Here is a 22,469-nt window from a genome sequence, read left to right as displayed (position 1 = left end):
CTCCTTGAGTGGGGTAATATGGTATAAGTACCATTTACATAAGGATAAAGGAGTGATGGCTATGGATATTCTTACTTATGCTGCAATCGGAATCGCAGTTCTTGCACTGATTATACTCGCCGTCTATGTTTTCAAAACTCTTTCTGTCGTTAAGCGAACGAACAATAAAGCGAACGACACAATTAAAGGAGTAGAGGAGAAGACGGAGGGGATAACAACAGGAATCACTTCTCTGCAGGAAAAGGGCGATTCTCTCACAGAAAAGTTGAATAGTCATAAAGAGCTCCTGGATCAGACTTTACAGCAATTCAAAGGTCCTTCAGAAAAAATGCAGGAGCTCGACAAATCCATTGAAGACATACCTACTTCCAGAGTCCGTGCTGACTCAAGAGAGGTAAATGAAGTATTTGGATGGGTGCATGCTGTACTGGATGTGTGGGGAATTTCAAAAAAGTATAATCTTTAGAGGAGGATTTGGAAATGGATCAGAACAATCAGAACCAGAATCAGAACAACAGCAAAGACTTTATTTTAGGTACAGTTATCGGGATTCTTCTCGGTGCCGCTACGGCGCTTTTCGTTGCTCCGAAGTCAGGGAAAGAACTGCGTGAGAATTTGAATGAAAATTCCGGAGTATGGAAAGAGAAAGCAGGAGAGTGGAAAGAGCAGGCAGTTTCCACGACTTCCGACCTTTCCAAAAATGTAACTGAAAAGTCTCAGGAACTGAGCTCGAAAGTCAAAGATAAAGTTCAGGGGAACTCCGAAGAAAAAGAAGCGGAGCAGGCGGCTCAAGAAGTAGCAGAAGCTATAGAAGAAGCGGCTCGTGAACTGGAGCAGGAACAGGAAAGAGGATAAGCCAATTAATTTCCGAAAAGACGAGGGAGAGTTCCCTTGTCTTTTTTCCTATTCATGCATAAAAAAGACGATTTTCAGTAAAATGACTAACGATTAGTGAACATTTAAGATGGACAGAACAGCTTCACCCAGAAAAGGAGTGCTAACGTATGAAACAGATCGTGACCGGAGAAGGTTTTCAGAATTTGTTACAGCAGGAGAACGAATTCATTCTATTGAAACACAGTTTAACCTGCCCGATCAGTGCTTCTGCCAAGACGGAAGTAGAGGGGTTTGAACAATCGACCGATCTGGGCGTGTATCTCATTCCCATACAGGAAGCAAGAGATGTTTCCCAGCTTGTCGCTGAACAATTGGAGATATCCCATGAGTCACCTCAGGCTTTTCATATAAAGGGTGCAGAAGTTAAATGGCATGCGAGTCATTTTGATATTACTAGAGCCAATCTCTCTCAGGCGGTTTCCGAGCAATAATAAGACCGTATCCTGTTTGCTATTAAGAATTTCTGCAATAAGGGTGACAATTCAAAAAATTTCAGCTATAATTGCCCTAATTATCGTAAGCACAATACTTTACGAAGCAATAAGGGGGATAAACGATGAGTAATCAACAACTCGATCAACTACGTACTGAACTGGATGATGTAAACGTAGAGCTATTAAATTTAATCAGTAAACGCGGTGATTTGGTAAAGCGAATCGGAGAGGTGAAAGAACAGCAAGGAATGAACCGATTCGATCCTGTCCGTGAGCGCGCTATGCTGAATAAAATTTCAGAGAAAAACGAAGGACCTTTCGAAGATTCTACGGTCACTCAATTATTCAAAGAAATTTTCAAAGCAAGCCTCGAGCTGCAGGAAGATGACCATCGTAAAGCACTGCTCGTCTCCCGAAAAAATAAATCTGAAGATACAGTTATAGATATTAAGGGTGAAAAAGTGGGAGCCGGAGAATTGACTCACGTTTTCGGTCCTTGTTCCGTAGAGAGTTACGAACAGGTGAAAGAAGTGGCTCAGGCTGTGAAGAAACAAGGAGGTAAGCTTCTACGCGGAGGCGCGTACAAACCTCGTACTTCTCCTTACGACTTCCAGGGACTAGGGGAAGAAGGTCTGAAAATTCTTAAGCGCGTTGCAGATGAAGAAGGTTTGGCTGTCATTTCAGAAATCGTCAATCCGGCGGATATTGAGAAAGCCGTCGAATATATCGATGTTATCCAGATCGGTGCACGTAATATGCAAAACTTCGAGCTTCTGAAAGCAGCCGGTTCTGTCAAAAAACCTGTCCTTCTGAAGCGTGGGATGTCAGCGACAATCTCTGAATTCATTAATGCTGCTGAATACATCATTTCCCGCGGGAATGACCAGATCATCCTGTGTGAACGTGGCATTCGTACCTACGAAAAAGCGACGAGAAACACACTGGACATCTCAGCAGTACCGATCCTGAAGCAGGAAACACACCTTCCTGTCCTCGTAGACGTTACACACTCTACGGGACGCAGAGATTTACTTCTTCCTGCTGCTAAAGCTGCAATAGCTATTGGCGCTGACGGCATAATGGCTGAAGTTCACCCTGACCCGGCCGTTGCATTATCCGACTCTGCTCAGCAGATGGATATTCCGACATTCGAGAATTTCATCAAGGAAATCAACAAGCAACAGCCCGTCAAATCATAAGAATCTTAAAAAGTCAGGCCGATAACGCCTGGCTTTTTAATTTGTTAGAAATTCGTTATAATGAATAAGGATACATGAATTGCAGCAATGGTATAAATATCGTATGATTATTAGTATTGTATATGTGAGTATAATAGTGATAACGAGAGTCTAGAGGAGGAAATGAATATGAATGTAACGATATATGATGTAGCACGTGAAGCGAATGTATCGATGGCGACAGTTTCACGGGTAGTGAACGGCAACCCGAATGTGAAACCGGCCACAAGGAAGAAAGTCCATGAAGCGATCGAACGTCTTGGCTATCGTCCTAACGCTGTAGCCAGAGGGCTTGCAAGCAAGAAGACGACGACAGTGGGGGTAATCATCCCTGATATCTCCAGCATCTTTTTCGCTGAGCTTGCCAGAGGAATCGAAGACATCGCGACGATGTATAATTACAACATCATTTTGAGTAACTCCGACCAAAACAAGGACAAAGAAATACATCTCATTAATACGATGCTCGGCAAGCAGGTCGACGGTCTCGTATTCATGGGAGGAGATATTACCGAGGATCATCGCCAGGAGTTCCGCAATGCTTCCGTACCAGTGACATTGGCAGCAACACTGGATGAATCGATGGAAACACCGTCTGTGAATATCGATTTTGAAGATGCTGCGTATGAGGCAACCAATCTGTTGCTTTCCCATAGCAAACGGGTGGCATACGTGTCCGGCCCGGACAATACTATTGTGAATACAAGAAAACTGAACGGGTACAAGAAGGCGATGAAGGAACATGGGCTTGGAATAGATGATGAACTTCTGGCTACGGGTGATTATTCTTATGACTCCGGTCTCGAAGCGGCTGAACAGCTGTTGGACCTTGATGAACGCCCGAGCGGTGTGTTTGTTTCGTCTGACGAGATGGCTCTCGGTGTTATCCACGGCTTCCAGGATCAAGGAGTAAGGGTTCCGGAGGATATTGAAGTATTTGGTTTCGACAACACGAGACTCGCCACAATGATCCGTCCGACACTGTCGACCGTCGTACAACCGATGTATGATATCGGAGCTGTGTCGATGCGGCTGTTGACGAAATTGATGAATAAAGAAGAAGTGGAAGAGACAAACGTGATTCTTCCTCATCGAATCGTGGAAAGAAACTCAACGAACGCTGAATAATGACGATACGTAAAGTATAAGTCATTTAGTTCGCTGAGGAGAGAGTTGTATGAGCAAAAGAGATATATTGACACCTATCGGTATTACGTTAGGTTTCATTATGATTATGGTTGGCATCACCTTTAATGGAGGGATCGGAGGGCTCCGTTCTTTCATACAGGCTACTTCTGTATTTATCGTTCTTGGAGGTACATTAGCGGCTTTATTGGTCAACTTCAATATGACCGATATTAAACTGGCTTACAAAGCCGTCAAAGTATCTTTCAGCAAAGATTCCATGGAACTTCCTGATCTGATCAAGCTGTTTGTTAAGTTATCAGAGAGAGCAAGGCAGGAGGGGCTTCTCGCTTTGGAAGCGGAAGTGGAAGAACTTGAAGATCCTTTCATCAAGAAGGGCATTCTGCTGTCGGTTGATGGGATCGAGCCGGAAGTTATCAACGATATTATGAGCGCGGAGGTCAGTGCTATGGAAGAGCGGCACCAAAGAGGGCGTTCCATCGTGGAAAAAGCGGGAGAATATTCTCCAGCCTGGGGTATGATAGGGACATTGATCGGTCTGATTCTTATGCTTGAAGATTTGAACGACCCTGCTACACTCGGTCCGCAAATGGCTGTAGCCCTGCTCACCACCCTGTACGGAACGTTTCTCGCAAACCTCGTATTTTTGCCGATGGCCGGTAAACTGCAGAACAAAACAGACCAGGAGATCTTCAAAAAGCAGGTAGTTATTGAAGGGGTGATTGGCGTGCAGTCCGGACAGAACCCGAAAATCCTTGAAGAGAAACTTAGCGCTTTCCTCTCTGATGAAGAAAAATCACGTCTTGCTGAGGAAGAAATGGAAGAAGAGGCACCGGAAGAGGAAGAAGCCAATGAAGCTTAGAAAAAATAAATCTTCAGAGAAAAAAGGCTCTCCGCGCTGGATGACTACATATGCGGATATGGTTACACTTATTCTTGTCTTTTTTGTTTTACTGTTTTCCATGTCTCAAATCAACGAAGTGAAATTCGATGCGGTCGCCGAGTCTTTCAAAAACCGGATGATTTTTGATTTTATGCCTTCTCCCGTGGAAAGCGAAAACCCGACCGAACAGACGGAAGTTCAGGAAAGCGGTCAGGAGAGTAGTGAATTCGAAGACCCTACAGAGGCTCCTCAGTCTGTTGCAGAATCGGAAAACAATGAAAGTGACGGGCAGAGTGAAGAGGGGACCTCGGAAGATCAGCTGAGTGAAGTGGTGGAAGAGGTCGATGATTTTCTTGAGAGTAATCAACTTCAGGATATAATATCGGCGGAACGGACAGAAAGAGGAATTGTCCTCGTTTTGCAGGAGCAGCTTTTATTTGAAACCGGTGGAGCTGAAATCCTGGAGAGTGGCCGACCTTTTCTCGGTAAGCTGAGTGAATTGCTTACAACGGTTCCGAACCATGTGAAAGTGGAAGGACACACGGATAATCGTCCTATTTCTACAGAGAAATTCCCGTCTAACTGGGAATTATCCGGGGCAAGAGCGGGTAGTGTCATCCGTTATTTGTTGAGAAATAATGAATCGCTTGACCCTGTGCGATTTACTGCAGCCGCTTACGGCTCTACAAGACCTCTTGCTCCGAATGATTCCGAAGAGAACTGGCGAAAGAACAGAAGAGTTGAAATAGTAATTCTCGACCCGGAATATGAAAGCAGTGAACAGGCACCACCATCTCCTTCCTGAGGAGTGGCGGTGCCTGTTTTAATGGAGTATTTTAGTTGTAGTGAATCTGGTTATCGATCAATTGCATGGCTGCCTGCAGCATCTTTTCATTCTTTTCGGTTATTTCAGGTTTTCTCGGTATTTCTTTGTAAGCACCCTTAGGGTCATGCCATGTGCTCGGCAGAGAGAAAGGTGCTTTTGGTTCCCATTGCTGGAGCCATCCGTCAGGGATCTTTCCTTTAAATGGAGTCTGATCCTTCATGATTTTCCAGAGTTGAGCCCATGCCCTTGGAACAACTCTCCAAATATCGTATCCTCCGCCGCCGAGGGCTACCCATTTTCCATTGCAGTGTTTATGAGCAAGTTCATGTGTGAGTTCAGGAATACGTTCGTATATACTCATCGTCGAACATAGGTGGGTCAGCGGGTCGTAAAAATGGGCATCCGCACCGTTTTGTGAAACGATAATATCCGGTTTGAAATAAGCGGCCACTTTTTTGAAAGCGGATTCGTAAACATGTAAAAATGATTCATCTTCTGTGAAAGCGTCGATAGGCAGGTTGAAAGAGTAGCCATATCCTTCCTTCAACCCTCGTTCATTGACATTGCCGGTACCCGGGAAGAGATATCTTCCTGTTTCGTGGATCGACAGGGTGCAAACGTCCGGATCTCCGTAGAAAGCCCATTGAACGCCATCTCCGTGGTGGGCATCCGTATCTATATACATGACGCGTTGCTTATATTTGTTTTGCAGGTATTTGATACCTACGGCGCCGTCGTTGTAGATACAGAAGCCGGAGGCTCTCCGTTCGAAGCCATGATGAAGCCCTCCTCCGATATTCAATGTATGATCAGTGCGTCCCTGCATCACTTCATCAATGGCTGAGAGTGTACTTCCTACGATCAAAGAAGCCGCCTCGTGCATTCCATCAAACATGGGAGTATCTTCTGTACCTATTCCGAATTCGATGCCTTCTTCTTCCGGCAGTTCGCCCCGACTCGCCTTTTTGACGGCATCGATATATTCTCTGCTGTGGAAAAGTGCCAATTCATCTTCGGTAGCATATCTTGGTGAAATCAAGTCTTGGGAATCCAGTGCTCCAGCGTGCTTCAGTAAATCGTAGGTCAATTCCACCCGCATCTGGTTGAACGGATGATCATCACTGAAGCGGTATGTCGAGTAGTCTTTGGAATATACAAATTTAGAGGCACAGGTCATAAAGACATCCCCGGAGCTTTTGGCCACAGCACATCATACTCAGATTTACGTAAATCTTCGATGATCGGGTTCGGATTCATCGTTTGTACGCGAAACACGATGACTTTGAAATGATTATCTGGTTTATAAGGATAAATCAAAATAGAACTGATATTCACCTTTCTTTTGCCGACGATACTCACTACTCCCGGCAGCATGCCGGGGCGATTCGGAACCTTCACTTCAATCTGTGAACTTTGAACGTTTGTTCCTGTGAGTTGTATGAGTGTATAAAGGAGGTCTTTCTCTGTAATGATCCCTACGAGCTTTTCGTTACTGGTTACGGGAACACAAGCGATTTCGTGTTCATAAAAGATAGTTGCCACCTCTTCAACGAAATCGAGAGGGTGGACCGTAATGACCTGTGTAGTCATGATGCTTCCCAGATTGTTTTTCAGCTCATCCACCGTTTCATCCTTATGAAAAACGGACGGACTCGCATCACGCACATCTCTATCAGAGACGATACCGATAACATGGTGGTTTTCATCGACGATAGGGATGTGGCGGATATGATGATTGCTGAGCATTATGAGCGCATCTTCAATCGTATCGTCGCGGTTCAGTGTATGAACGTCTGTTTTCATCATTTCTTCAATCAGCATTGATTGATGACCTCCTTTGTTCATTTCGATGTTTTGTCAAGAAGCGAAGGCGGTCAAACTGATCAATGTCTGATCCTCCGATATTTTTTCCGATCCGTACCATCAGACAGTTAGCTGGATGAGAGATGATTTCCGGGTCGTCCGTGGGCGCGGGTTTCAAGCCGCCCGCAGCCATCATCTTCTCCATCACTTTACGGTACTGCCATATACTGAGGCCGGTGCCTTTCAAGTCCCAGTGCCAGTAATATTCCGTGGAGATCACTATGTAATTCTCCATGTATTCATCGAGCATCGATATTTCCAGCAAATGGGAGCCGACGCGGTAGCCGCGGAAGCCAGGGATCACTTCAATAGCCCCGAGTTCGATGAGGTTCTCCATCTTCCCTTCTGACCAACGTTCTAAAGGGTCCGGATGCAGATAGGTCACATAGCCGACAATGTCTCCTTCGAAACGGGCGATAATGATCCGCCCCTCGGGGAGGTCAGCTATCCCCTTGATTGCTTCAAACTGCTTTTTGGGAGGACGAAAAGCAGTCAATTTTTCGTGAAAGGAATATTGGGAAAGTTCTTCGGATGTAAGAGGTCCCTCGATAGTGAGTTCACCTGTATCCGTTTTCAATTTTCGCTGGAAAAATTTCTTTTCATGTTCCACACACCCACCACCTGTAAAGAAAGTTTTCATTCTAGTTATATTTTACCTATAAAAATACTGTTTGAAAAGAAGTATCTCTTTTCAAACAGTATCAATGATTATTCTTCTGATCCCTGGGACCCGCTTTCGGAAGTGCCTTCTCCGGAAGATCCTCCGCTTTCACCACCGGAGGAACTGCCTTCAGAGCCGCTGCTTCCTGTACCGGAACTCCCATCACTGGAAGTTCCGCTATCAGTTTCTCCACTGCCGGAAGATCCGTCGGAATCGGTGCCGCCGGAGGAACCATTGTCATTTCCGGACTCACCTCCGGTAGACCCTCCATCTCCGGAAGATCCGCCGGAATTGGTGCCGCCGGAGGAGCCACTATCATTCCCGGACTCATTTCCGGAAGATCCACCGTTTCCAGGCGCATCCTGGCTTCCGGAGTTATTGCTACCGGAAGATTCCTCATCGGAGCCGCCCTGGTTCGGAGTAGGCTCCGGCTCCGGTTCGGGAGCTGGTTCAGGCTCCGGTTCAGGAGCTCCTGGATTCCCGATAGTCAACGGACTGGATAAGCCTGACTGCTGGCCGTAGTAGTCTACTGCACGTACAGCATAAAGACCTTCACCACCTGAGAAGCTGATCGATGTTGAAGTGGTGCTTCCAAGGAATGCGAAGCCGCTGCTCGGTGTGCTTGCTCTGTAGACTCTATAGCCCACGACATCACTGCTGGCTGAGGCTCCCCAGGAAAGGGTCGATCCGCTAGCGCTGACGCCTCCTGGTGCTGAAGGTGCGCCGCCGTCACTCGGAACACTTTGTGACACGCCGGCAGCTCCACCAGAAGGTAAGGCGACGTTCGACCATGCGCCTGCGTTCGGGATGAGGTGCTGTAGTTCTTCGGCTGTGTCGTAACCATTTTCTTCGAGAAATTCAGGTTTCAAGGTTACACCTCCGCCGTTTACAATGAACTCGCTCGGTGTACTTGCTCCTGCAATAGTAAGGTTGCCTTGGACACGGACAAAGTCTCCATTCATAAGGCTATCATCTCTTTGTGTCGGTACGTGTTCAGCGTTATAGATATCACTTTCTCCGAGTCCTACGGAAGCACAAAGATCGGATACCAATAATCCTGATGTTGCGCAGTAAGAACGGTTCACGATACCGGATGGACGCTCGAAATCCTGTTCAGGCGCCATGAGTTCCGGTCTGATCTCCGTAACTGCATTGACGACGTCTGCCCATAAGCCTGTATTTCTTGAGCTGTACCCATACCGGTTCAACTGCTCTTGAAAGTCATATCCCATCCACATGCTCATCGTTACATTCGGGTTCGTAGCGACGAACCATGTGTCTTTGTAATACTGGGAGGTACCTGTCTTTCCGGCCCAATCCACTCCAGGATTCGTAAGCTGGCTCTTGAGGCCTGCTGCTGTTCCGTAATCGAGCACGTCACGCATCATATCAAGCATCAGGTAAGAAGTCTGGTCGCTGAATACTTTCGTCGTTTCTTTTTTCTGTTCGTACAGAACTTCCCCGTCTTTCGTTACGATCTTATCGATCATATAAGCATCCACATGGGTTCCCATGTTTCCGAAAGTGGAATAGCCATTTGTATTTTCTTCAATGGTTACACCGTTATCTGTAGCACCAAGAGAGGCTGAAAGGTTCTCCTTGTCCGCTTGTGTCAAAGAGTCGAAACCCATCTTCTCCAAATACTTGCCGGCCGGGTTCTGGCCTACGATTTCACTATAGGCTTTGACCGCAGGGATATTATAGGACTTGGCCAGGGCTTGTCTTGCGGAAACGAAACCGCTATAGCCTCCCCCGTAGTTGCTCAGCTCTTTACTCGTACCTGGATAGGAGTAGGGAATATCCGCAAAAACGGCACCGGGCTGAACAGCCCCGAGCTCCATACCGGGTGCATATACGAGAAGAGGTTTCATCGTACTTCCATTGGAACGTCTCGCCTGTGTGGCGTGGTTCAATTGCTGGATATCGAAGTCACGTCCTGCAATGAAACCGAGGATAGCACCTGAAGAGTTCTCCTGAAGGATACTTCCGACTTCGACAGGAATCTCTTTTTCCACTTTGTTACCTGTCTCAGGATCGTCTACCAGCACTGTTCTCCACGTATCATAATTATCATAATTGTTCTTCACGCGTTGCATAACGTCATATACTTCTTTATCGATGGTAGAGTGTACCTTCAATCCACCCGTAGAGAGGCGTCTTTCCGCCAGTGTGGTGTACTCTTCCATCAATTTTTCATCATTCTCAAGGTCTTCCATCGTGTGACCGTCATTTTTCGCAAGCTGCTCCGTCAATACTTCTTCAGCACGGTCCTGGATGTCACGTGTGAGGTACGGGTAGTCGGAGCTGGCCAATGGTTCAGGGGAAGTGAGGTTAGCAGCAAGGTTATAATCGATCCCCTTTTCATATTCGCTTTCCGAAATGTACCCTTTTTCATGCATACGTTCGAGGACTTCCCTCATCCGGCTCAAACCTGCCTGAAGATTCTCCGTTTCTTTCATTCCCCCAGAATTCTTGAAGGGGGTGTAAGTGTATGGATTCTGAGGGAGGCCTGCGATAAACGCTGCCTGAGGTATGCTCAGTTCACTTACATCACTTCCGAAAATACCTTGAGCGGCACTTTGTACCCCTGCAATGTTCTGACCGTTCGCATTTCTTCCAAAAGGTACAATGTTCATGTACGCTTCAAGGATCTGGTCTTTTTCAAAGAAATGTTCGATGCGTAATGCGTTCAACACTTCTTTCGCTTTCCGTTCGAAAGATACTTCATTAGTAAGGATCTGGTTTTTGACCAACTGCTGGGTGAGGGTACTTCCCCCTGTTTTTGTATTTGAATTGGTCACCTGTTGAACCACTGCCCGCATCAGGGCTTTTGGCACAACTCCATTATGTTCTTCGAAATTTCCGTCCTCTGTAGCCACAACGGCATTCACCAGATGATTACTGACATTGTCGAGTTGTACTTCTTCTCTATACAGATCGGACCTGACATCTCCGAGGAATTGGTCCCCCTTGAAATATAATTCCGATGTTTCTTCATAGTTATAAATACTTTCCGTCAATTCCTGCTCACTACGTATCGGTTCGTCTTCTACAAGAGAAGCGAAATAACCTGCTCCTACGCCGCCGGCGAAAAACAGACCTATTATTCCGATGATAATGAAAAATAACAATATATTCCATGCTACATCATAGGTGATACGGGTATACTTGAAGATTGTTCCGTCCTGCCATCGTTCGCGGAAATATTCTTTGTTCCATTTCATGAATGCAGACCCCCTAAAATAACAATCTATATTATACCATACTCAACGGGTGAGATATAGAATCATACAAAAGAATAATTGCTTTCATGGAAAATTTGTGATAAAAATGAATACATAATTGAATCTGAAAAAGCGAAGAACGGTTGAAGTAGGATCTGCTTATCCTTTTACAGAGAGTCGATGGCTGGTGGGAATCGACAGGGAATCAGAACCGAATTACGCCCGGGAGCATCTTCTGGTATGAATCAGGAGACGGTTGCACGTACATACGCAGTCGTTAATCAAATGAAGTGGCACATGTGTGCAACCAGGGTGGTACCGCGATGATAAAGACCTCGTCCCTTTTCCGTAAGGGGGATGCAGGTCTTTTTTATTTTCAGAAATAAGTTGAATTGGAGAGATGAAAGATATGCATATTTTAGACGATTTATCTAAACGGGGATTAGTCAATCAGGTTACAGATGAAAAGGGGTTACGAAAACATTTGGACAGTGATCAGGTGACTTTGTACTGTGGATTCGACCCGACGGCGGACAGTCTCCACATCGGGCATCTGCTTCCAATATTGATGCTGAAACGATTCCAGAAAGCAGGGCACCGTCCCATCGCACTCGTCGGTGGCGGTACCGGCATGATCGGTGATCCGAGCGGACGTTCGACAGAAAGACAGTTGAATTCACAGGAAGTCGTTAAGGGATACAGTGAACGGATCAAAAATCAGATGGCGAAAATCCTCAACTTTGATGAAGGAGAAAACGCAGCTGTAGCCAGAAACAATTATGAGTGGCTATCTGAGATGACGATCATAGATTTCCTCAGAGATACCGGGAAACATTTCGGCATCAACTACATGCTTGCTAAAGATTCTGTAGAATCCCGGATCGAAGCGGGGATCAGCTACACTGAATTTTCGTACATGATACTCCAGTCTCTCGATTTTCAGAAGCTGTATGAAAAAGAGAACTGTACGCTTCAGCTCGGGGGAAGTGATCAGTGGGGGAATATTACCGCAGGTCTTGAACTGCTGCGTCGTTCAGCTGCCGGTGAAAAAGAAGTGGAAGCGTACGGAATGACGATGCCGCTCATCACTAAAGCGGACGGTTCCAAGTTCGGGAAGACAGCGGGTGGAGCTGTATGGCTCGACCCTGAAAAGACGAGTCCTTATGAATTCTACCAGTTCTGGGTGAACGTCGATGACCGTGACGTCATCAAATTCCTCCATTATTTCACGTTCCTTGATTTTGATGAAATCGAGGAGCTGAGAAGAGAAGTGGAGGAGCGCCCGGAACAAAGGAAGGCCCACAAGCGACTGGGGGAAGAAATGACGAAAATCGTTCATGATGAAAAAGCTTTGGAACAGGCACAAAGAATCACCGAAGCTCTGTTCAGTGGAGATATCACATCTTTGAGCGCTGAGGAGATTGAACAAGGGTTCAAAGGAGTGCCGAGTCACACTGTAGAAGAAGAAGGGAAGAAATTGGTGGACCTTCTTGTCGATGCCGGAATCTCTTCCTCGAAGCGTCAGGCGCGTGAAGATATTTCGAATGGTGCTATTTACATCAACGGGGAAAGAAATCAGGAAATCAATCATGAACTCGGAGAAGCGGATAAGATCGAAGGGAAATACACCATCATTCGCCGCGGGAAGAAAAAATACTTTTTCATTCAATATAGGTAAGAAAAAAACAGAGGGAGCGGTAGTGCAATAACTACCAGCCCTCTGCTTTTTTTATTCGAAATCTTCCGGGAGCATTTTGAATCCGTCGATTTCCGCATCTTCTTCCACTTCGATCATAATATACCGCTTGCCGTCTCTGTTCACCTGCTTCACGTGAGGGAGGTCTTGCGGGCTGATGGAAATGTTTGCGACTTTCGTATTGATCTTGATGGATTTCGAATTGTATTTTGGCAATATGCTACTAGCTTTCAATTCGTAGGATTCCTCATCGGTCACTTTGTGGAAGGCCGCTTTTACTTTTTCTTCTTCCACTTCCTGTCCGTTTTTGTTGAGGAAATTTCCGATATCTTTATAATCGAGTTTCGGTGGTTCTGCGCTTTCTTTGTCTTCAAGCGTGTAATTTATATCTTCGTATACGCTGGCCAGAGTGGAGGGGGCGAGACGATCGCCGACAACATCCTTCATCACTTCTTCGAATACCGCTTTGTCTTCTTTGGCGGTCATCGTTTTTTCTCCTTCCAGCACCTCTTCCATGAAATAGGTGTCCGGTTCATTCGGTTTGCCGGCGGAGTAGAGGACTTTATTGACGTCCCCCACGCCTTCGGTGATAGCCGGAAACAGGAAGCCGCCTAAAGGTTTTTTCAAGTCGATGACAGGATCGACGTCCACTTTGTATTTAAAGGTTTTTTCGACATAATCGAATTGGATCTCTCTTTCCGGAGGTTCCGTCTGATTGATGCTGCAAAGCATAAACTGACTGGAGAGCATAGTATCCCGGTCTGAATCTTCGGTTTCCGCAGATGGTTGTGTCGTTTTCAGGTACTCTCCTTTGACGAAGGTGATTACGATATCTTTTTCGTACGCCTGTTCGTGCATGATCTTCTCCGTCATCTGAAGCATCTGCTCTGTCCATTCTTCCGTGTCATTACTGAGCAGACTCTTATGTAACAGGAGCTGCGTCGGTTCTTCGGTATCGCGCTTGAATTTCAGTTCGAACAATTTCTCATCGAGCTGGCCGGAGAGAAGCTTTTTGAAATTCTGCATGAACAGCTCCTGCTGTTCCTCCTCGAGCATGTCGAATGTCTGGTGCTGGTAGTGGAATGGTTCCGATGTTTCCTTCATGATGTATACGGTGAAAAGGTCATTTATTTTCAGTAAATCTGTATCTGTTTTCAACTGTCTGCGCAGGGCAGCGATATCTTTTTTGTCCATATAATAAGCCTCCTGATAGTATTACACACATCCATCATTATACCTTGCGAAACTGGAATCAGTAAGGTGTTTTTATTTACTTCCTTTCATTTCGGAAATTATTTGGCTCTCCCTAATCAAGTGTGCTTGACATTGAAAAAAGCAGAATCTTCCTCTAATGTTTAAAGTGACGAAACCAAAACATTGATAGTGAGGAAGATCTGCTTGTACAAACAGTTTACTACAGATATCCTGCACCTACCAACCTTTATATTGAATGATGAGGGAGAACATGCTGATGATTTATTGAATGGAAATTTATTTATGAAAAATCTAAAATACTTTATAGATCTTGAGAAGAACACAGGAGAAAAGGGGAGAGGGGATAAAAGAGAAGCAGCTCACGTTATTAGATCACAGCATGTGAAAGTTATTGATCCAAAAACTGAGAAAGTAATAGCCACAGCAAATGAAGGTGAAATAATCGAACGGTACACCAATGCACCAAAAGTTCCTGTCTTTTGTTTCACTTTATTTAAGGCTCTGTTAAATGTTGGTGTTGATATTTATAGAAAAGAAAGGTCTTCCAAATAATTGGAAGACCTTTCTTGCATATTGTCTTATGAAAATCAAAACCCGTTGATTCATTAGTCAGCTTTTTTGAATAGAAAAAAAGCCCACCATACCAACAAAAACAAATAGCCAATCACTACTAGAATTGACCATATAGCACCTTGTTGCAATTGGCTAACTAAATGTTCAAATTCATTCATTCCTCTTGCCCTACCAATGCTATTTAATAGGCTGACTGTTGGGGCTATTATAGTAATCATAATAGCTACAACGGACAAACCTATCAATTCCCTTTTTCTAATGCTGAATATTGTTGCTCCTAATGTTATCAATAAAAACAAGTAATAGATTGCCCAAAACCAACTAGGCAAAGTCTCCCAATTCATTTCGCCCCTCCTTATCTTACTTCACTATTATTCAATATGCTTGCTCACTGGTTGGAAACTGCTCTGTTTATATTGTGAACTTGGATAATCTCAACCTCTCATACGTTTCTACATTAGATATCAAGTTTCCTTTTATCAGCATCTCGTTTTTTGTCACTTCATTTCTTTGATGCTGAAAACTTTCTAATGCCTGGAACCATGCAAGATAATTATCTAGGTACTTGGTCGCTACACCATTAAATCGCTGTATCCAACCCTTGAGCCTGCTGTGGTAGTTGTTGACGTTCTGAATATGATAGAGACCCTTTGTACGAATCTTCCCATCAGATTTGAACTGATAGATATCCATGCCATTTTCAAACGCATAGCTTTTGAAGGCACGCCAAGCATCGGTGCACAAAATATTCTCGCTGGAAAGTTTAGGTCCGATAGCTTCGTCTAATTGTTCTTTTGTCAGTCTGCCTGTCCCTAACGCTCGCGAAAAGGTTGCTTTGTCACGGTCTCTTGCCACCAGCACGCATACCTGCTCGTTACTGATACCACGCTTCTTAGCTTTCCTACCGCCTGTTCTCGGTTTTCTACCTGTGATTTTACGCTTCCCCTTTTCCGAGTACAGGAAATAGGTCTCGTCCATTTCGACGATACCTTGGAAAGTAGAAGGTTCTATTTGTTTCATGGAAGTTAACAACTTGTGTCTCCAATAAAACAAGGCGACGTAACTGATATTGCCAATCAATTCTGCAGATTTACGCAGAGAATACCCTTCAACCATGCACTCGATGAACTTTATCCATTGATGAAGGCGTCGAGTTCGATACAGGACGGTATTTGTGAAGTCCGTAAATGTTTTACGACAGGCTTTGCAACGATAGCGCTGTTTCTTCACTTCGTCTCCATCCACGATAGTAGTATACGTTCCGAATCGCACCACATGTTCCGCTTCACAATCGGGACATTGATAGCCGCTCTTGTTCTTACGTTCCGAGATTTCTTCAAGTACTGTTCCGGTCGAGGAGGAAGCAGTGAGAGCATCGATTAAATATTCACGTAACCTGTGTTTCTCTGCTGGATTCAAGGTCTGAATAGCTTTAAGAATGTCAGTTGCTCTCACGCTCATCACCCATTTCTGTTATATTATCCCCATTATAGAACACCTGTTCCTGGGGATCAATATATCAACATTGGCGTTTAACAGAGCCTTATTTAAAAGTGACTATTTTAATTTTGTCAAAGAAGAGAACGGAAAATATATATATGAATGGAACTTATCAGAAGAAGAAAAACAAATGTTTAAAGATTTTGGTGATAAAGCAGTTATTTTACCTGAAGATTTTGTTCAGAAGGTCGTGAAGAAAGCCGAGGGAGCTGGGAACGCAGCCTTCATCAAAGAAGTACAATACATAGACTACGACGTAGTAGATGAAAAGAGGAAACGCAGTTTTGATAACCAAGAGATTGATTTTTTCTTTTGGAAAGATAAAAATTTTAAAAGTCAAAGAGAGGTTCGAATAATTTTACCTGGTCAGCTTGTAGAAAATCATTTGAAGTATTATGTTCCTGAACTAGATGGTGGTAGTAATATCGTAGATACGGAAAACTTATTTAACAAATTAATGATCTCGATTGAAAAGAAAAAGTAAAAGACTGCCCTAAGCAGTCTTTTTAATACAGAGGGTCCGATTCTAATGCAATGAATATGTATTTTACTTATAGAAGCTACTGATAAGGAAATGGTCTTTTGGGATAGCAAAGAATTAATGAGAAGAACGTGCATGAGTTGGAACACAATGCAAGAACACTTCTTTTTCGATGAACGTTGCCCGAAAGTAAAGATCGGATCCAAATGGTATTTTCCGGCACAAGAAATGAAAGCATTTCTTCTGGAATGGATGGAAGAACAAAAGTAAATTTAGGAGGATTCAATAATGGATGCAGAACTACTTAAATTAAGTACGACATTAGCTGGTATGGTAAGCAAACACACGTCTCAACCTATTTACGATAAAATAAGAAAGTCGAAAGCGAAAGATGATGATGAGCAGACTATAAATGAACTGGAAACGATAATTATAGAATTAATTGGGGAGAAAAATCAAATTCTACAACTTGCTCAAGAATATGATGAAAAAATAGTGGCTCAAAAATTAAAAGATGAAGATATTGAATACATAACCGAGAATGTCATTCCTCTCCTTGAAAGTTTTGCGAAGAATGAAGGAGGGGAGAAAGCTAGGGAAATGGAGGATACTTTGGAGCAAATAAAACCGCTCTTATCAAAAGAGACGGTAAACATTTTGCAGTTGCTTGGTTTCAATTTTCAAAAAGCCTTGGGGCAGCCACTAACAGACTTAATCGAAGGAATGATATCTTCAAAAAATCCAAACTCAGGGAAGGAAGAAGTTCAGTTGGAAATTGCAAAAGAACAAAGAATTACGGAATATTTTAAAATGATTAATGACGAAACGGCCTATGCCAGGCATATCGGATTAAATGGTTAAACAAATTTCACCACACTCCATCTTCTAAGGTGGAGTTTTTATGTGTTCTATCCATGTGCCCACCCCGCGCAAATCTTGCCCGTTTCGTGCCCGTTTGAGGTTCATTTTCGTGCATTTCCCTGCATGACAGAAGATAAAAGAAAAAGCCTGAAAACACTGATATAACAGCATTTTCAAGGCTTTGTGTGTGTATTCATCCCGAATCTATTAACGGGAGTAGAATTCAACGATAAGTGCTTCGTTGATTTCAGACGGAAGTTCATTACGCTCAGGGAAACGAGCATAAGTACCTTCACGTTTTTCTTCGTCGAAAGTAAGATACTCAGGTACGAAGTTATTCGCTTCGAGTGCATCTTCTACGACAGTCAGGTTCTGGGATTTTTCGCGAAGGCTGATATTTTGACCAGGTACTACGCGGTAGGATGGGATGTCTACGCGACCGCCATCCACAGTAACGTGACCGTGAGTGACTAGCTGACGAGCCTGCGCACGAGTACGTGCAAGGCCGAGACGGTAAACGATGTTATCAAGACGGGATTCAAGAAGCGTCATGAAGTTAACACCGTGGATACCTCTCATTTTTGCAGCCTGGTCGAATAGGCGACGGAATTGACGTTCAGTCAGACCGTACAAGAAACGGAGCTTCTGCTTCTCCTGAAGCTGAGTACCGTATTCGGATTGCTTTCTGCGTTGGTTTGGACCGTGCTCTCCTGGAGCGTAAGGGCGTTTTTCGAGCTCCTTACCTGTTCCACTTAAAGAAATTCCATAGCGACGTGCTTTTTTCCAAGTTGGACCTGTATAGCGTGCCATAGGGATTTCCTCCTTTTTATATTTTATTTGCATAAAATAAAAACAGTGTGTGTCCCTCATCCATTGCGCATTATGTTTTCATGTACCATCGCCCCAGCAGCAAAGAGTTACTCGATACACCTCTGATCTCCAGAGGAACAAAATACAGACAATGACGGTTCACGTAGGCTGCTGTTTATTTTACACAAAGGATATTGTATCGTGAATGTGAGTGTGAGTCAACAGCGTGAGCAGAAGAATTTCAAGTAGTGGTGGGACATGAAAGAATAAATTACAGGACGTGAAGAATTGAAGAGGGAAGCTGTTTCCATCTATCAAAGGCAATTGAAAAGCTCCTCCCTGGACGTGGAGGAGCTTTCAAAAGAAATTCTCAAATATACTGTTCTAAAATGTGGGCGAATTCTTTCAGATACTTTTCGTCCGTTTCATCAAATCTTTCCTTATTAGGACTATCGATATCAAGCACCCCGTAAACTTCTCCGTTTTTCATGAGAGGAACGACAATTTCCGACTGGCTGGCGGCGTCACATGCGATATGACCCGGGAACGCATTCACATCTGCAACCCGCTGTGTCGCCTGCTCAGAAACTGCAGTTCCGCATACGCCTTTGCCAGGCTTGATGCGAACGCAGGCAGGTAATCCCTGGAATGGTCCGAGGACAAGTTCTCCGTCATTCATAATGTAGAAACCGACCCAATTTACGTCGTCAAGAAATTCATTCAATAGAGAGGAAGCGTTGGACAGGTTGGCAATCGTATTCGGTTCATCCTCGATAAGAGCTTTCAGTTGTTTTAAAACAAGATCGTAGTTCTGTTCCTTTGTACCGCTATAAGTGATAGATTGAAACATAGAGATTTTGACTCCTTTCATTCGGATAATAGTGAGTAAGCAGGAATTAATAGCTATTTCACGAAATAATAACAGGAGAGAGAGGAGACCGCAACTAATGAAAAAGCCATCCCCTACAAAAGACAAAGTGATCCAGGCTGCTGTGAACCTGTTTTTCCAAAAAGGGTATCATGCGACTTCCGTGCGGGATATTGCAAAAGAAGCGGAGATCAACATTTCTCTGATCAGTTATTATTTCGAGGGCAAACAGGGTCTGTTCGAAGCGATTGTGATCGATCACCTCGAAACGAAACTGAATCTGCTCCAGGATTGCCATGGGGAATCCTTTCATACAACAATTAAGAAGATCCTATACTATAAAATGGATAATTATCAACTCGCCTGTTTCGTACATAGGGAAATGATGATCGATTCCACCTTTTTGAGAGAAGTCCTCGTTACGTATATCGCTAAAGAAGATTATTTATGGGCAAGTATCCTTTTTCAAGTGGAAGATGTGTCCGATCTGAGTTATGAACAGGAAATGAAGCTTATTCAGCTCAAAGGGATGCTTCAGGCACCGTTCACTACCCCTTGGAATCAAAGGGATGAGAGAAGAACGAAGGATGCGAAGCGTTATTTTGTCGAAACATATACCGCTCATATCAATCGTTGCTATGGAGCAGATTCCCATCAATGAGTTCACTACCGGCATTCAGACCGGAAACGGTGTGGGCGTCGGAACCATAGACGAGCGGGATCCCTGTTTCATATGCTTCCCGGGCGATTGAAATAGGGGGATAGGTTTCCTTGCAGAACTCTTTAGTGCAGCCTGCCCCGTTATAGTCAAGAAACATCCCGGAACTCTTAATGACAGGAAGGGTGTCGGAAGCCATGGATTCCCAGTTCTCGGGAGAAGGGTATAGTTGATGAAATTTCCGGATCAGGGACATGTGGCCGATCCGTCCGGGCTTATATTCTCCGAGGTCCGCTCGTGCGGATAAAGCAATCTGCCGGAAATACTTTTCATATAGATTCCGGGTCCCTCCGACATCCTTGGTCGCTTCTTCAAACGCCGCAGGACTGAAGTCGATACAGTGCCATGCTGTCTCCCCTTGTAAAAAATGAACGGACAGGATGCTGTCTTCGAGATGAGGCCCATAATTGTTGAGAAAATTACGGGTCTGTTCTTCATAACCCTTGATGAAGTCTATCTCCAACCCGGTCAGAATAACGATGTCACGTTTATACTTTTCTTTTACGATTTCTACTGCCTTCAGGTATCTCTCCAGGTCCCTCATTGTCATTGCGCTATCTTTATCAGGCGCAGGATCGCTGAAGCCTTCCGGTAAAGGGGCATGTTCGGTGAAGGTCAACTTTGTATAACCTGATTGTAATGCGCTTTCCACATAGGCTTCCAGGGAATCATCACTTCCATGCGGGCAAAAGGGGGAGTGGATATGACCGTTTCTCAATAAGATCACTTCCTTTCATAAGTACGTGGACTCAAAAATTAGTAAGCGGGAATTTTCAATTATTTTAGCCATAAGTATCTAATTAATGGTATCATAAAATGTAGTGAAACTGTATGATACTGGTTCCGAACGTAGGTTCCTGTATGTGGTTAGGAGGGATTTTTGATGATGTATGTGGTAGGTGTAATTATATTGTTGATTGCTCTTATCATCGCGGGTTTTATTTGGAGAAAGCGCGTATATGATGAGATCGATCAGTTTGAAGCTTGGAAACTGGACATTATGAATCGGAATATTGCTGAGGAGCTGTCGAAAGTAAAGCAGCTGAATTTGTACGGGGAAACACAGGAGCGTTTTGAAAAATGGAGGGATCGGTGGGAACACATATTGACTCGCACCCTGCCTGACATGGAAGATGATCTATTCGACATGGAGGAAGCTGTCGACAAATTCCAGTTCCAAAAACTAAAGAAGTTGAAGTCTAATACAAGAAGTAAACTTGAGCATGTGGAAAAAGAAATCAAAGATATGCTGGAAGAACTCAATAATCTTCTGGATTCTGAGAAGAGTAGTCGTATTGAAGCAGAGGCGCTGAAACCTGAAGTGGAGCGTTTGAAGCAGCGACTTGTCAAAGACCGCTACAGTTATGGAGAAGGGGTTCATCATTTTGAAGAACGTCTCGATAATACAGAGGAGAAAGTGGTTCAATTCGAAAAGTTGACTGAAGAAGGGAATTATCTGGAGGCTGAAGAATTGATCTCCTCAGTCCGGGAAGATGTAGAGCAACTGGAGGAAGAAACAGCTCATTTTCCTGATTTGCTGCGCAAATGTAAGAAAGAATTGCCTCAACAATGTGCAGAACTTGAACAGGGTATCCAGGAAATGAAACTTGAAGGGTATAGAGTAGAGCATTTAGGATTTGAAGAAGAAGTACATAAGTTTCAGGAAACGCTACCTTCTTTTGTGGAAAAAATGGAAGAGGGAGAAAGCGTTGATTATGAAGCTATTTACGACATGGAATCCCGTATTGCTGAAATGTACCAACAACTGGAAGCAGAAGCGGTCGCTCATCAGGATGTGACCAGAAGGCACACGCCATTCTCCGAAGAACTTGATCAGCTGAAAATTCAGATACGTGAATTAGAGGAAGAGGTCAAACTCGTAAAAGAGACGTATCAATTCAGTGAAGAAGACCTCGAGGCATTCCGTCAGGTCAAGGGGACTTTAAATAATCTGATTCAAGCCGATGAAGAACTAAGGGCTCAGTTGGATGACGATTATACACCTTTTTCCAGAGTTGCTGATCAATTGACCAAGTGTGAAGAGGACCTGGAGCTGTTGAAGAAGGAAAAAGCTCATGTGGAATCCCGTTTGGAAGAATTGCGAAAAGATGAATGGAAAGCTACGGAAAAGATTGACACAATGGAGAAGACGATTCTGAAGACCAACCGAAAATTGAGAAGAAGTAACCTTCCGGGGATTCCGAATGAGTTATTCGAGACGATGGAGGAAGCTCAACTAGCTATTGATAAAGCTTATGAAGCAGTGAAAGAACAGCCTCTTGATATGTCCAGAGTGAATAAGCGTTTGGAAGAAGCGGAATCTTCGGTGCAACACTCAGTTGAGAATGCCAAAACCGTACTGGAATTGGCGAGGTTGACTGAACGTATGATCCAGTATGGTAATAAATACCGTACCTCTTACCCTCTTGTAGCTGCTGAACTTACAGAAGCGGAAAAGGAATTCCGTGCTTATGAGTACTCTCGGGCTTTCGATCGTGCTTCTGATGTTCTGGAACAGTTAGAGCCTGGTGTAGTGGATCGCCTCCGTGAACAGGAGGAGGTCACTGTTTAAGGA

General features: G+C 44.2%; 24 protein-coding genes and 1 other annotated feature. Of the genes, 14 read left to right on the top strand and 10 right to left on the bottom strand.

From position 1 onward, the window contains the following. Positions 1–61: 61 nt before the first annotated feature. The 7 genes from BW944_RS10770 (at position 62) to motS (ending at position 5,403) form a co-directional block, all read left to right on the top strand. Entirely contained in the window at positions 62–466 is a 405-nt protein-coding gene (locus BW944_RS10770) for a DUF948 domain-containing protein (protein ID WP_076559544.1), read from the top strand. A gap of 14 nt (positions 467–480) precedes the next feature. Next, a complete protein-coding gene (locus BW944_RS10765) occupies positions 481–855 on the top strand; it encodes a YtxH domain-containing protein (RefSeq protein WP_076559543.1) in 375 nt (124 codons plus the stop codon). A gap of 149 nt (positions 856–1,004) precedes the next feature. After that, a complete protein-coding gene (ytxJ, locus tag BW944_RS10760) occupies positions 1,005–1,328 on the top strand; it encodes a bacillithiol system redox-active protein YtxJ (protein ID WP_076559541.1) in 324 nt (107 codons plus the stop codon). 125 nt (positions 1,329–1,453) lie between these two features. Next, on the top strand, positions 1,454–2,530 hold the full coding sequence (locus BW944_RS10755; protein WP_076559540.1) for a bifunctional 3-deoxy-7-phosphoheptulonate synthase/chorismate mutase: 1,077 nt from the start codon (positions 1,454–1,456) through the stop codon (positions 2,528–2,530). Between the two features lie 168 nt (positions 2,531–2,698). Beyond that, on the top strand, positions 2,699–3,697 hold the full coding sequence (gene ccpA, locus BW944_RS10750) for a catabolite control protein A (RefSeq protein WP_076559538.1): 999 nt from the start codon (positions 2,699–2,701) through the stop codon (positions 3,695–3,697). Positions 3,698–3,746: 49 nt separating this feature from the next. Next, positions 3,747–4,577 (top strand): flagellar motor protein MotP, encoded by an 831-nt coding sequence (motP, locus tag BW944_RS10745; protein ID WP_076559537.1) that lies wholly within the window; start codon positions 3,747–3,749, stop codon positions 4,575–4,577. Then, entirely contained in the window at positions 4,567–5,403 is an 837-nt protein-coding gene (gene motS, locus BW944_RS10740; RefSeq protein WP_076559535.1) for a flagellar motor protein MotS, read from the top strand. Before motP ends, motS begins: the two co-directional genes overlap by 11 nt. 31 nt (positions 5,404–5,434) lie before the next feature. Here the strand turns inward: motS and BW944_RS10735 are convergent, their stop codons facing one another. The 4 genes from BW944_RS10735 to BW944_RS10720 form a co-directional block, all read right to left on the bottom strand. After that, entirely contained in the window at positions 5,435–6,601 is a 1,167-nt protein-coding gene (locus BW944_RS10735) for an acetoin utilization protein AcuC (protein ID WP_076559534.1), read from the bottom strand. Continuing rightward, positions 6,598–7,245: an acetoin utilization AcuB family protein gene (locus BW944_RS10730; RefSeq protein ID WP_076559532.1), complete on the bottom strand. Its 648-nt coding sequence runs from the start codon at positions 7,243–7,245 to the stop codon at positions 6,598–6,600. Before BW944_RS10730 ends, BW944_RS10735 begins: the two co-directional genes overlap by 4 nt. Beyond that, on the bottom strand, positions 7,235–7,897 hold the full coding sequence (locus tag BW944_RS10725) for a GNAT family N-acetyltransferase (RefSeq protein ID WP_076559531.1): 663 nt from the start codon (positions 7,895–7,897) through the stop codon (positions 7,235–7,237). The genes BW944_RS10730 and BW944_RS10725 overlap by 11 nt, the downstream gene beginning before the upstream one ends. Before the next feature lie 98 nt (positions 7,898–7,995). Then, the gene (locus tag BW944_RS10720; RefSeq protein ID WP_084193716.1) at positions 7,996–11,172 is read right to left on the bottom strand and encodes a transglycosylase domain-containing protein; all 3,177 of its coding nucleotides are present in this window, start codon (positions 11,170–11,172) and stop codon (positions 7,996–7,998) included. 126 nt (positions 11,173–11,298) lie between these two features. After that, positions 11,299–11,518, top strand: a binding site (T-box leader). A gap of 63 nt (positions 11,519–11,581) precedes the next feature. Here BW944_RS10720 and tyrS point away from each other — a divergent pair. Then, a complete protein-coding gene (gene tyrS / locus BW944_RS10715) occupies positions 11,582–12,850 on the top strand; it encodes a tyrosine--tRNA ligase (protein ID WP_076559529.1) in 1,269 nt (422 codons plus the stop codon). A gap of 51 nt (positions 12,851–12,901) precedes the next feature. Here tyrS and BW944_RS10710 read toward each other — a convergent pair whose 3' ends face one another. Beyond that, a complete protein-coding gene (locus BW944_RS10710; RefSeq protein WP_076559528.1) occupies positions 12,902–14,062 on the bottom strand; it encodes a DUF4317 family protein in 1,161 nt (386 codons plus the stop codon). A gap of 204 nt (positions 14,063–14,266) precedes the next feature. Between BW944_RS10710 and BW944_RS10705 the strand changes: the two genes are divergently transcribed. After that, the gene (locus tag BW944_RS10705) at positions 14,267–14,635 is read left to right on the top strand and encodes a hypothetical protein (RefSeq protein WP_076559526.1); all 369 of its coding nucleotides are present in this window, start codon (positions 14,267–14,269) and stop codon (positions 14,633–14,635) included. Positions 14,636–14,688: 53 nt separating this feature from the next. On the opposite strand, the gene BW944_RS10700 is transcribed toward BW944_RS10705, so the two are convergent. After that, entirely contained in the window at positions 14,689–15,000 is a 312-nt protein-coding gene (locus BW944_RS10700) for a hypothetical protein (RefSeq protein ID WP_076559524.1), read from the bottom strand. A gap of 67 nt (positions 15,001–15,067) precedes the next feature. Further along, positions 15,068–16,117 carry an IS1595 family transposase gene (locus tag BW944_RS10695; RefSeq protein WP_076559522.1) on the bottom strand — a complete coding sequence of 350 codons (1,050 nt, stop codon included), beginning with the start codon at positions 16,115–16,117 and terminating at the stop codon, positions 15,068–15,070. A 64-nt stretch (positions 16,118–16,181) separates the two neighbouring features. Here BW944_RS10695 and BW944_RS10690 point away from each other — a divergent pair, with 64 nt between their 5' ends. The 3 genes from BW944_RS10690 (at position 16,182) to BW944_RS10680 (ending at position 17,498) form a co-directional block, all read left to right on the top strand. After that, positions 16,182–16,640, top strand: coding sequence for a hypothetical protein (locus BW944_RS10690; protein ID WP_143525706.1), 459 nt, complete (start codon positions 16,182–16,184; stop codon positions 16,638–16,640). A 132-nt stretch (positions 16,641–16,772) separates the two neighbouring features. Continuing rightward, the gene (locus BW944_RS15460; protein WP_143525705.1) at positions 16,773–16,907 is read left to right on the top strand and encodes a helix-turn-helix domain-containing protein; all 135 of its coding nucleotides are present in this window, start codon (positions 16,773–16,775) and stop codon (positions 16,905–16,907) included. An 18-nt stretch (positions 16,908–16,925) separates the two neighbouring features. Beyond that, positions 16,926–17,498, top strand: coding sequence for a hypothetical protein (locus BW944_RS10680; protein WP_076559519.1), 573 nt, complete (start codon positions 16,926–16,928; stop codon positions 17,496–17,498). Between the two features lie 207 nt (positions 17,499–17,705). Here BW944_RS10680 and rpsD read toward each other — a convergent pair whose 3' ends face one another. Together rpsD and BW944_RS10670 are read right to left on the bottom strand one after the other, a co-directional pair. Further along, on the bottom strand, positions 17,706–18,308 hold the full coding sequence (rpsD, locus tag BW944_RS10675; RefSeq protein WP_076559516.1) for a 30S ribosomal protein S4: 603 nt from the start codon (positions 18,306–18,308) through the stop codon (positions 17,706–17,708). A gap of 370 nt (positions 18,309–18,678) precedes the next feature. Continuing rightward, positions 18,679–19,158 carry a GAF domain-containing protein gene (locus BW944_RS10670; protein WP_076559513.1) on the bottom strand — a complete coding sequence of 160 codons (480 nt, stop codon included), beginning with the start codon at positions 19,156–19,158 and terminating at the stop codon, positions 18,679–18,681. A gap of 97 nt (positions 19,159–19,255) precedes the next feature. On the opposite strand from BW944_RS10670, the gene refZ reads away from it, so the two are divergent. Beyond that, positions 19,256–19,837, top strand: coding sequence for a forespore capture DNA-binding protein RefZ (gene refZ / locus BW944_RS10665; protein WP_076559511.1), 582 nt, complete (start codon positions 19,256–19,258; stop codon positions 19,835–19,837). Here refZ and hisJ read toward each other — a convergent pair. Beyond that, complete coding sequence (hisJ, locus tag BW944_RS10660) at positions 19,803–20,621, bottom strand: histidinol-phosphatase HisJ (protein ID WP_327291140.1); 819 nt, start codon at positions 20,619–20,621, stop codon at positions 19,803–19,805. The two genes, refZ and hisJ, sit on opposite strands and share 35 nt — an antisense overlap. A 156-nt stretch (positions 20,622–20,777) precedes the next feature. Between hisJ and BW944_RS10655 the strand changes: the two genes are divergently transcribed. Then, the gene (locus BW944_RS10655; protein ID WP_076559507.1) at positions 20,778–22,466 is read left to right on the top strand and encodes a septation ring formation regulator EzrA; all 1,689 of its coding nucleotides are present in this window, start codon (positions 20,778–20,780) and stop codon (positions 22,464–22,466) included. The last annotated feature ends 3 nt before the right edge of the window (positions 22,467–22,469 follow it).

This window comes from Salimicrobium flavidum (assembly GCF_900156645.1).
GTDB classification, from domain to species: domain Bacteria; phylum Bacillota; class Bacilli; order Bacillales; family Halobacillaceae; genus Salimicrobium; species Salimicrobium flavidum.
This window is presented reverse-complemented; position numbering and strand designations above follow the sequence as displayed.

Coding starts and splice junctions, on each gene's coding strand:
- ytxJ (WP_076559541.1), top strand. CDS start 1,005: ATGAAACAGATCGTGACCGGAGAAGGTTTTCAGAATTTGTTACAGCAG.
- refZ (WP_076559511.1), top strand. CDS start 19,256: ATGAAAAAGCCATCCCCTACAAAAGACAAAGTGATCCAGGCTGCTGTG.
- BW944_RS10670 (WP_076559513.1), bottom strand. CDS start 19,158: ATGTTTCAATCTATCACTTATAGCGGTACAAAGGAACAGAACTACGAT.
- BW944_RS10730 (WP_076559532.1), bottom strand. CDS start 7,245: ATGCTGATTGAAGAAATGATGAAAACAGACGTTCATACACTGAACCGC.
- motP (WP_076559537.1), top strand. CDS start 3,747: ATGAGCAAAAGAGATATATTGACACCTATCGGTATTACGTTAGGTTTC.
- BW944_RS10765 (WP_076559543.1), top strand. CDS start 481: ATGGATCAGAACAATCAGAACCAGAATCAGAACAACAGCAAAGACTTT.
- BW944_RS10735 (WP_076559534.1), bottom strand. CDS start 6,601: ATGACCTGTGCCTCTAAATTTGTATATTCCAAAGACTACTCGACATAC.
- BW944_RS10770 (WP_076559544.1), top strand. CDS start 62: ATGGATATTCTTACTTATGCTGCAATCGGAATCGCAGTTCTTGCACTG.
- ccpA (WP_076559538.1), top strand. CDS start 2,699: ATGAATGTAACGATATATGATGTAGCACGTGAAGCGAATGTATCGATG.
- BW944_RS10695 (WP_076559522.1), bottom strand. CDS start 16,117: ATGAGCGTGAGAGCAACTGACATTCTTAAAGCTATTCAGACCTTGAAT.
- BW944_RS15460 (WP_143525705.1), top strand. CDS start 16,773: ATGAGTTGGAACACAATGCAAGAACACTTCTTTTTCGATGAACGTTGC.
- tyrS (WP_076559529.1), top strand. CDS start 11,582: ATGCATATTTTAGACGATTTATCTAAACGGGGATTAGTCAATCAGGTT.
- BW944_RS10655 (WP_076559507.1), top strand. CDS start 20,778: ATGATGTATGTGGTAGGTGTAATTATATTGTTGATTGCTCTTATCATC.
- BW944_RS10755 (WP_076559540.1), top strand. CDS start 1,454: ATGAGTAATCAACAACTCGATCAACTACGTACTGAACTGGATGATGTA.
- rpsD (WP_076559516.1), bottom strand. CDS start 18,308: ATGGCACGCTATACAGGTCCAACTTGGAAAAAAGCACGTCGCTATGGA.
- BW944_RS10680 (WP_076559519.1), top strand. CDS start 16,926: ATGGATGCAGAACTACTTAAATTAAGTACGACATTAGCTGGTATGGTA.
- BW944_RS10700 (WP_076559524.1), bottom strand. CDS start 15,000: ATGAATTGGGAGACTTTGCCTAGTTGGTTTTGGGCAATCTATTACTTG.
- motS (WP_076559535.1), top strand. CDS start 4,567: ATGAAGCTTAGAAAAAATAAATCTTCAGAGAAAAAAGGCTCTCCGCGC.
- BW944_RS10710 (WP_076559528.1), bottom strand. CDS start 14,062: ATGGACAAAAAAGATATCGCTGCCCTGCGCAGACAGTTGAAAACAGAT.
- BW944_RS10720 (WP_084193716.1), bottom strand. CDS start 11,172: ATGAAATGGAACAAAGAATATTTCCGCGAACGATGGCAGGACGGAACA.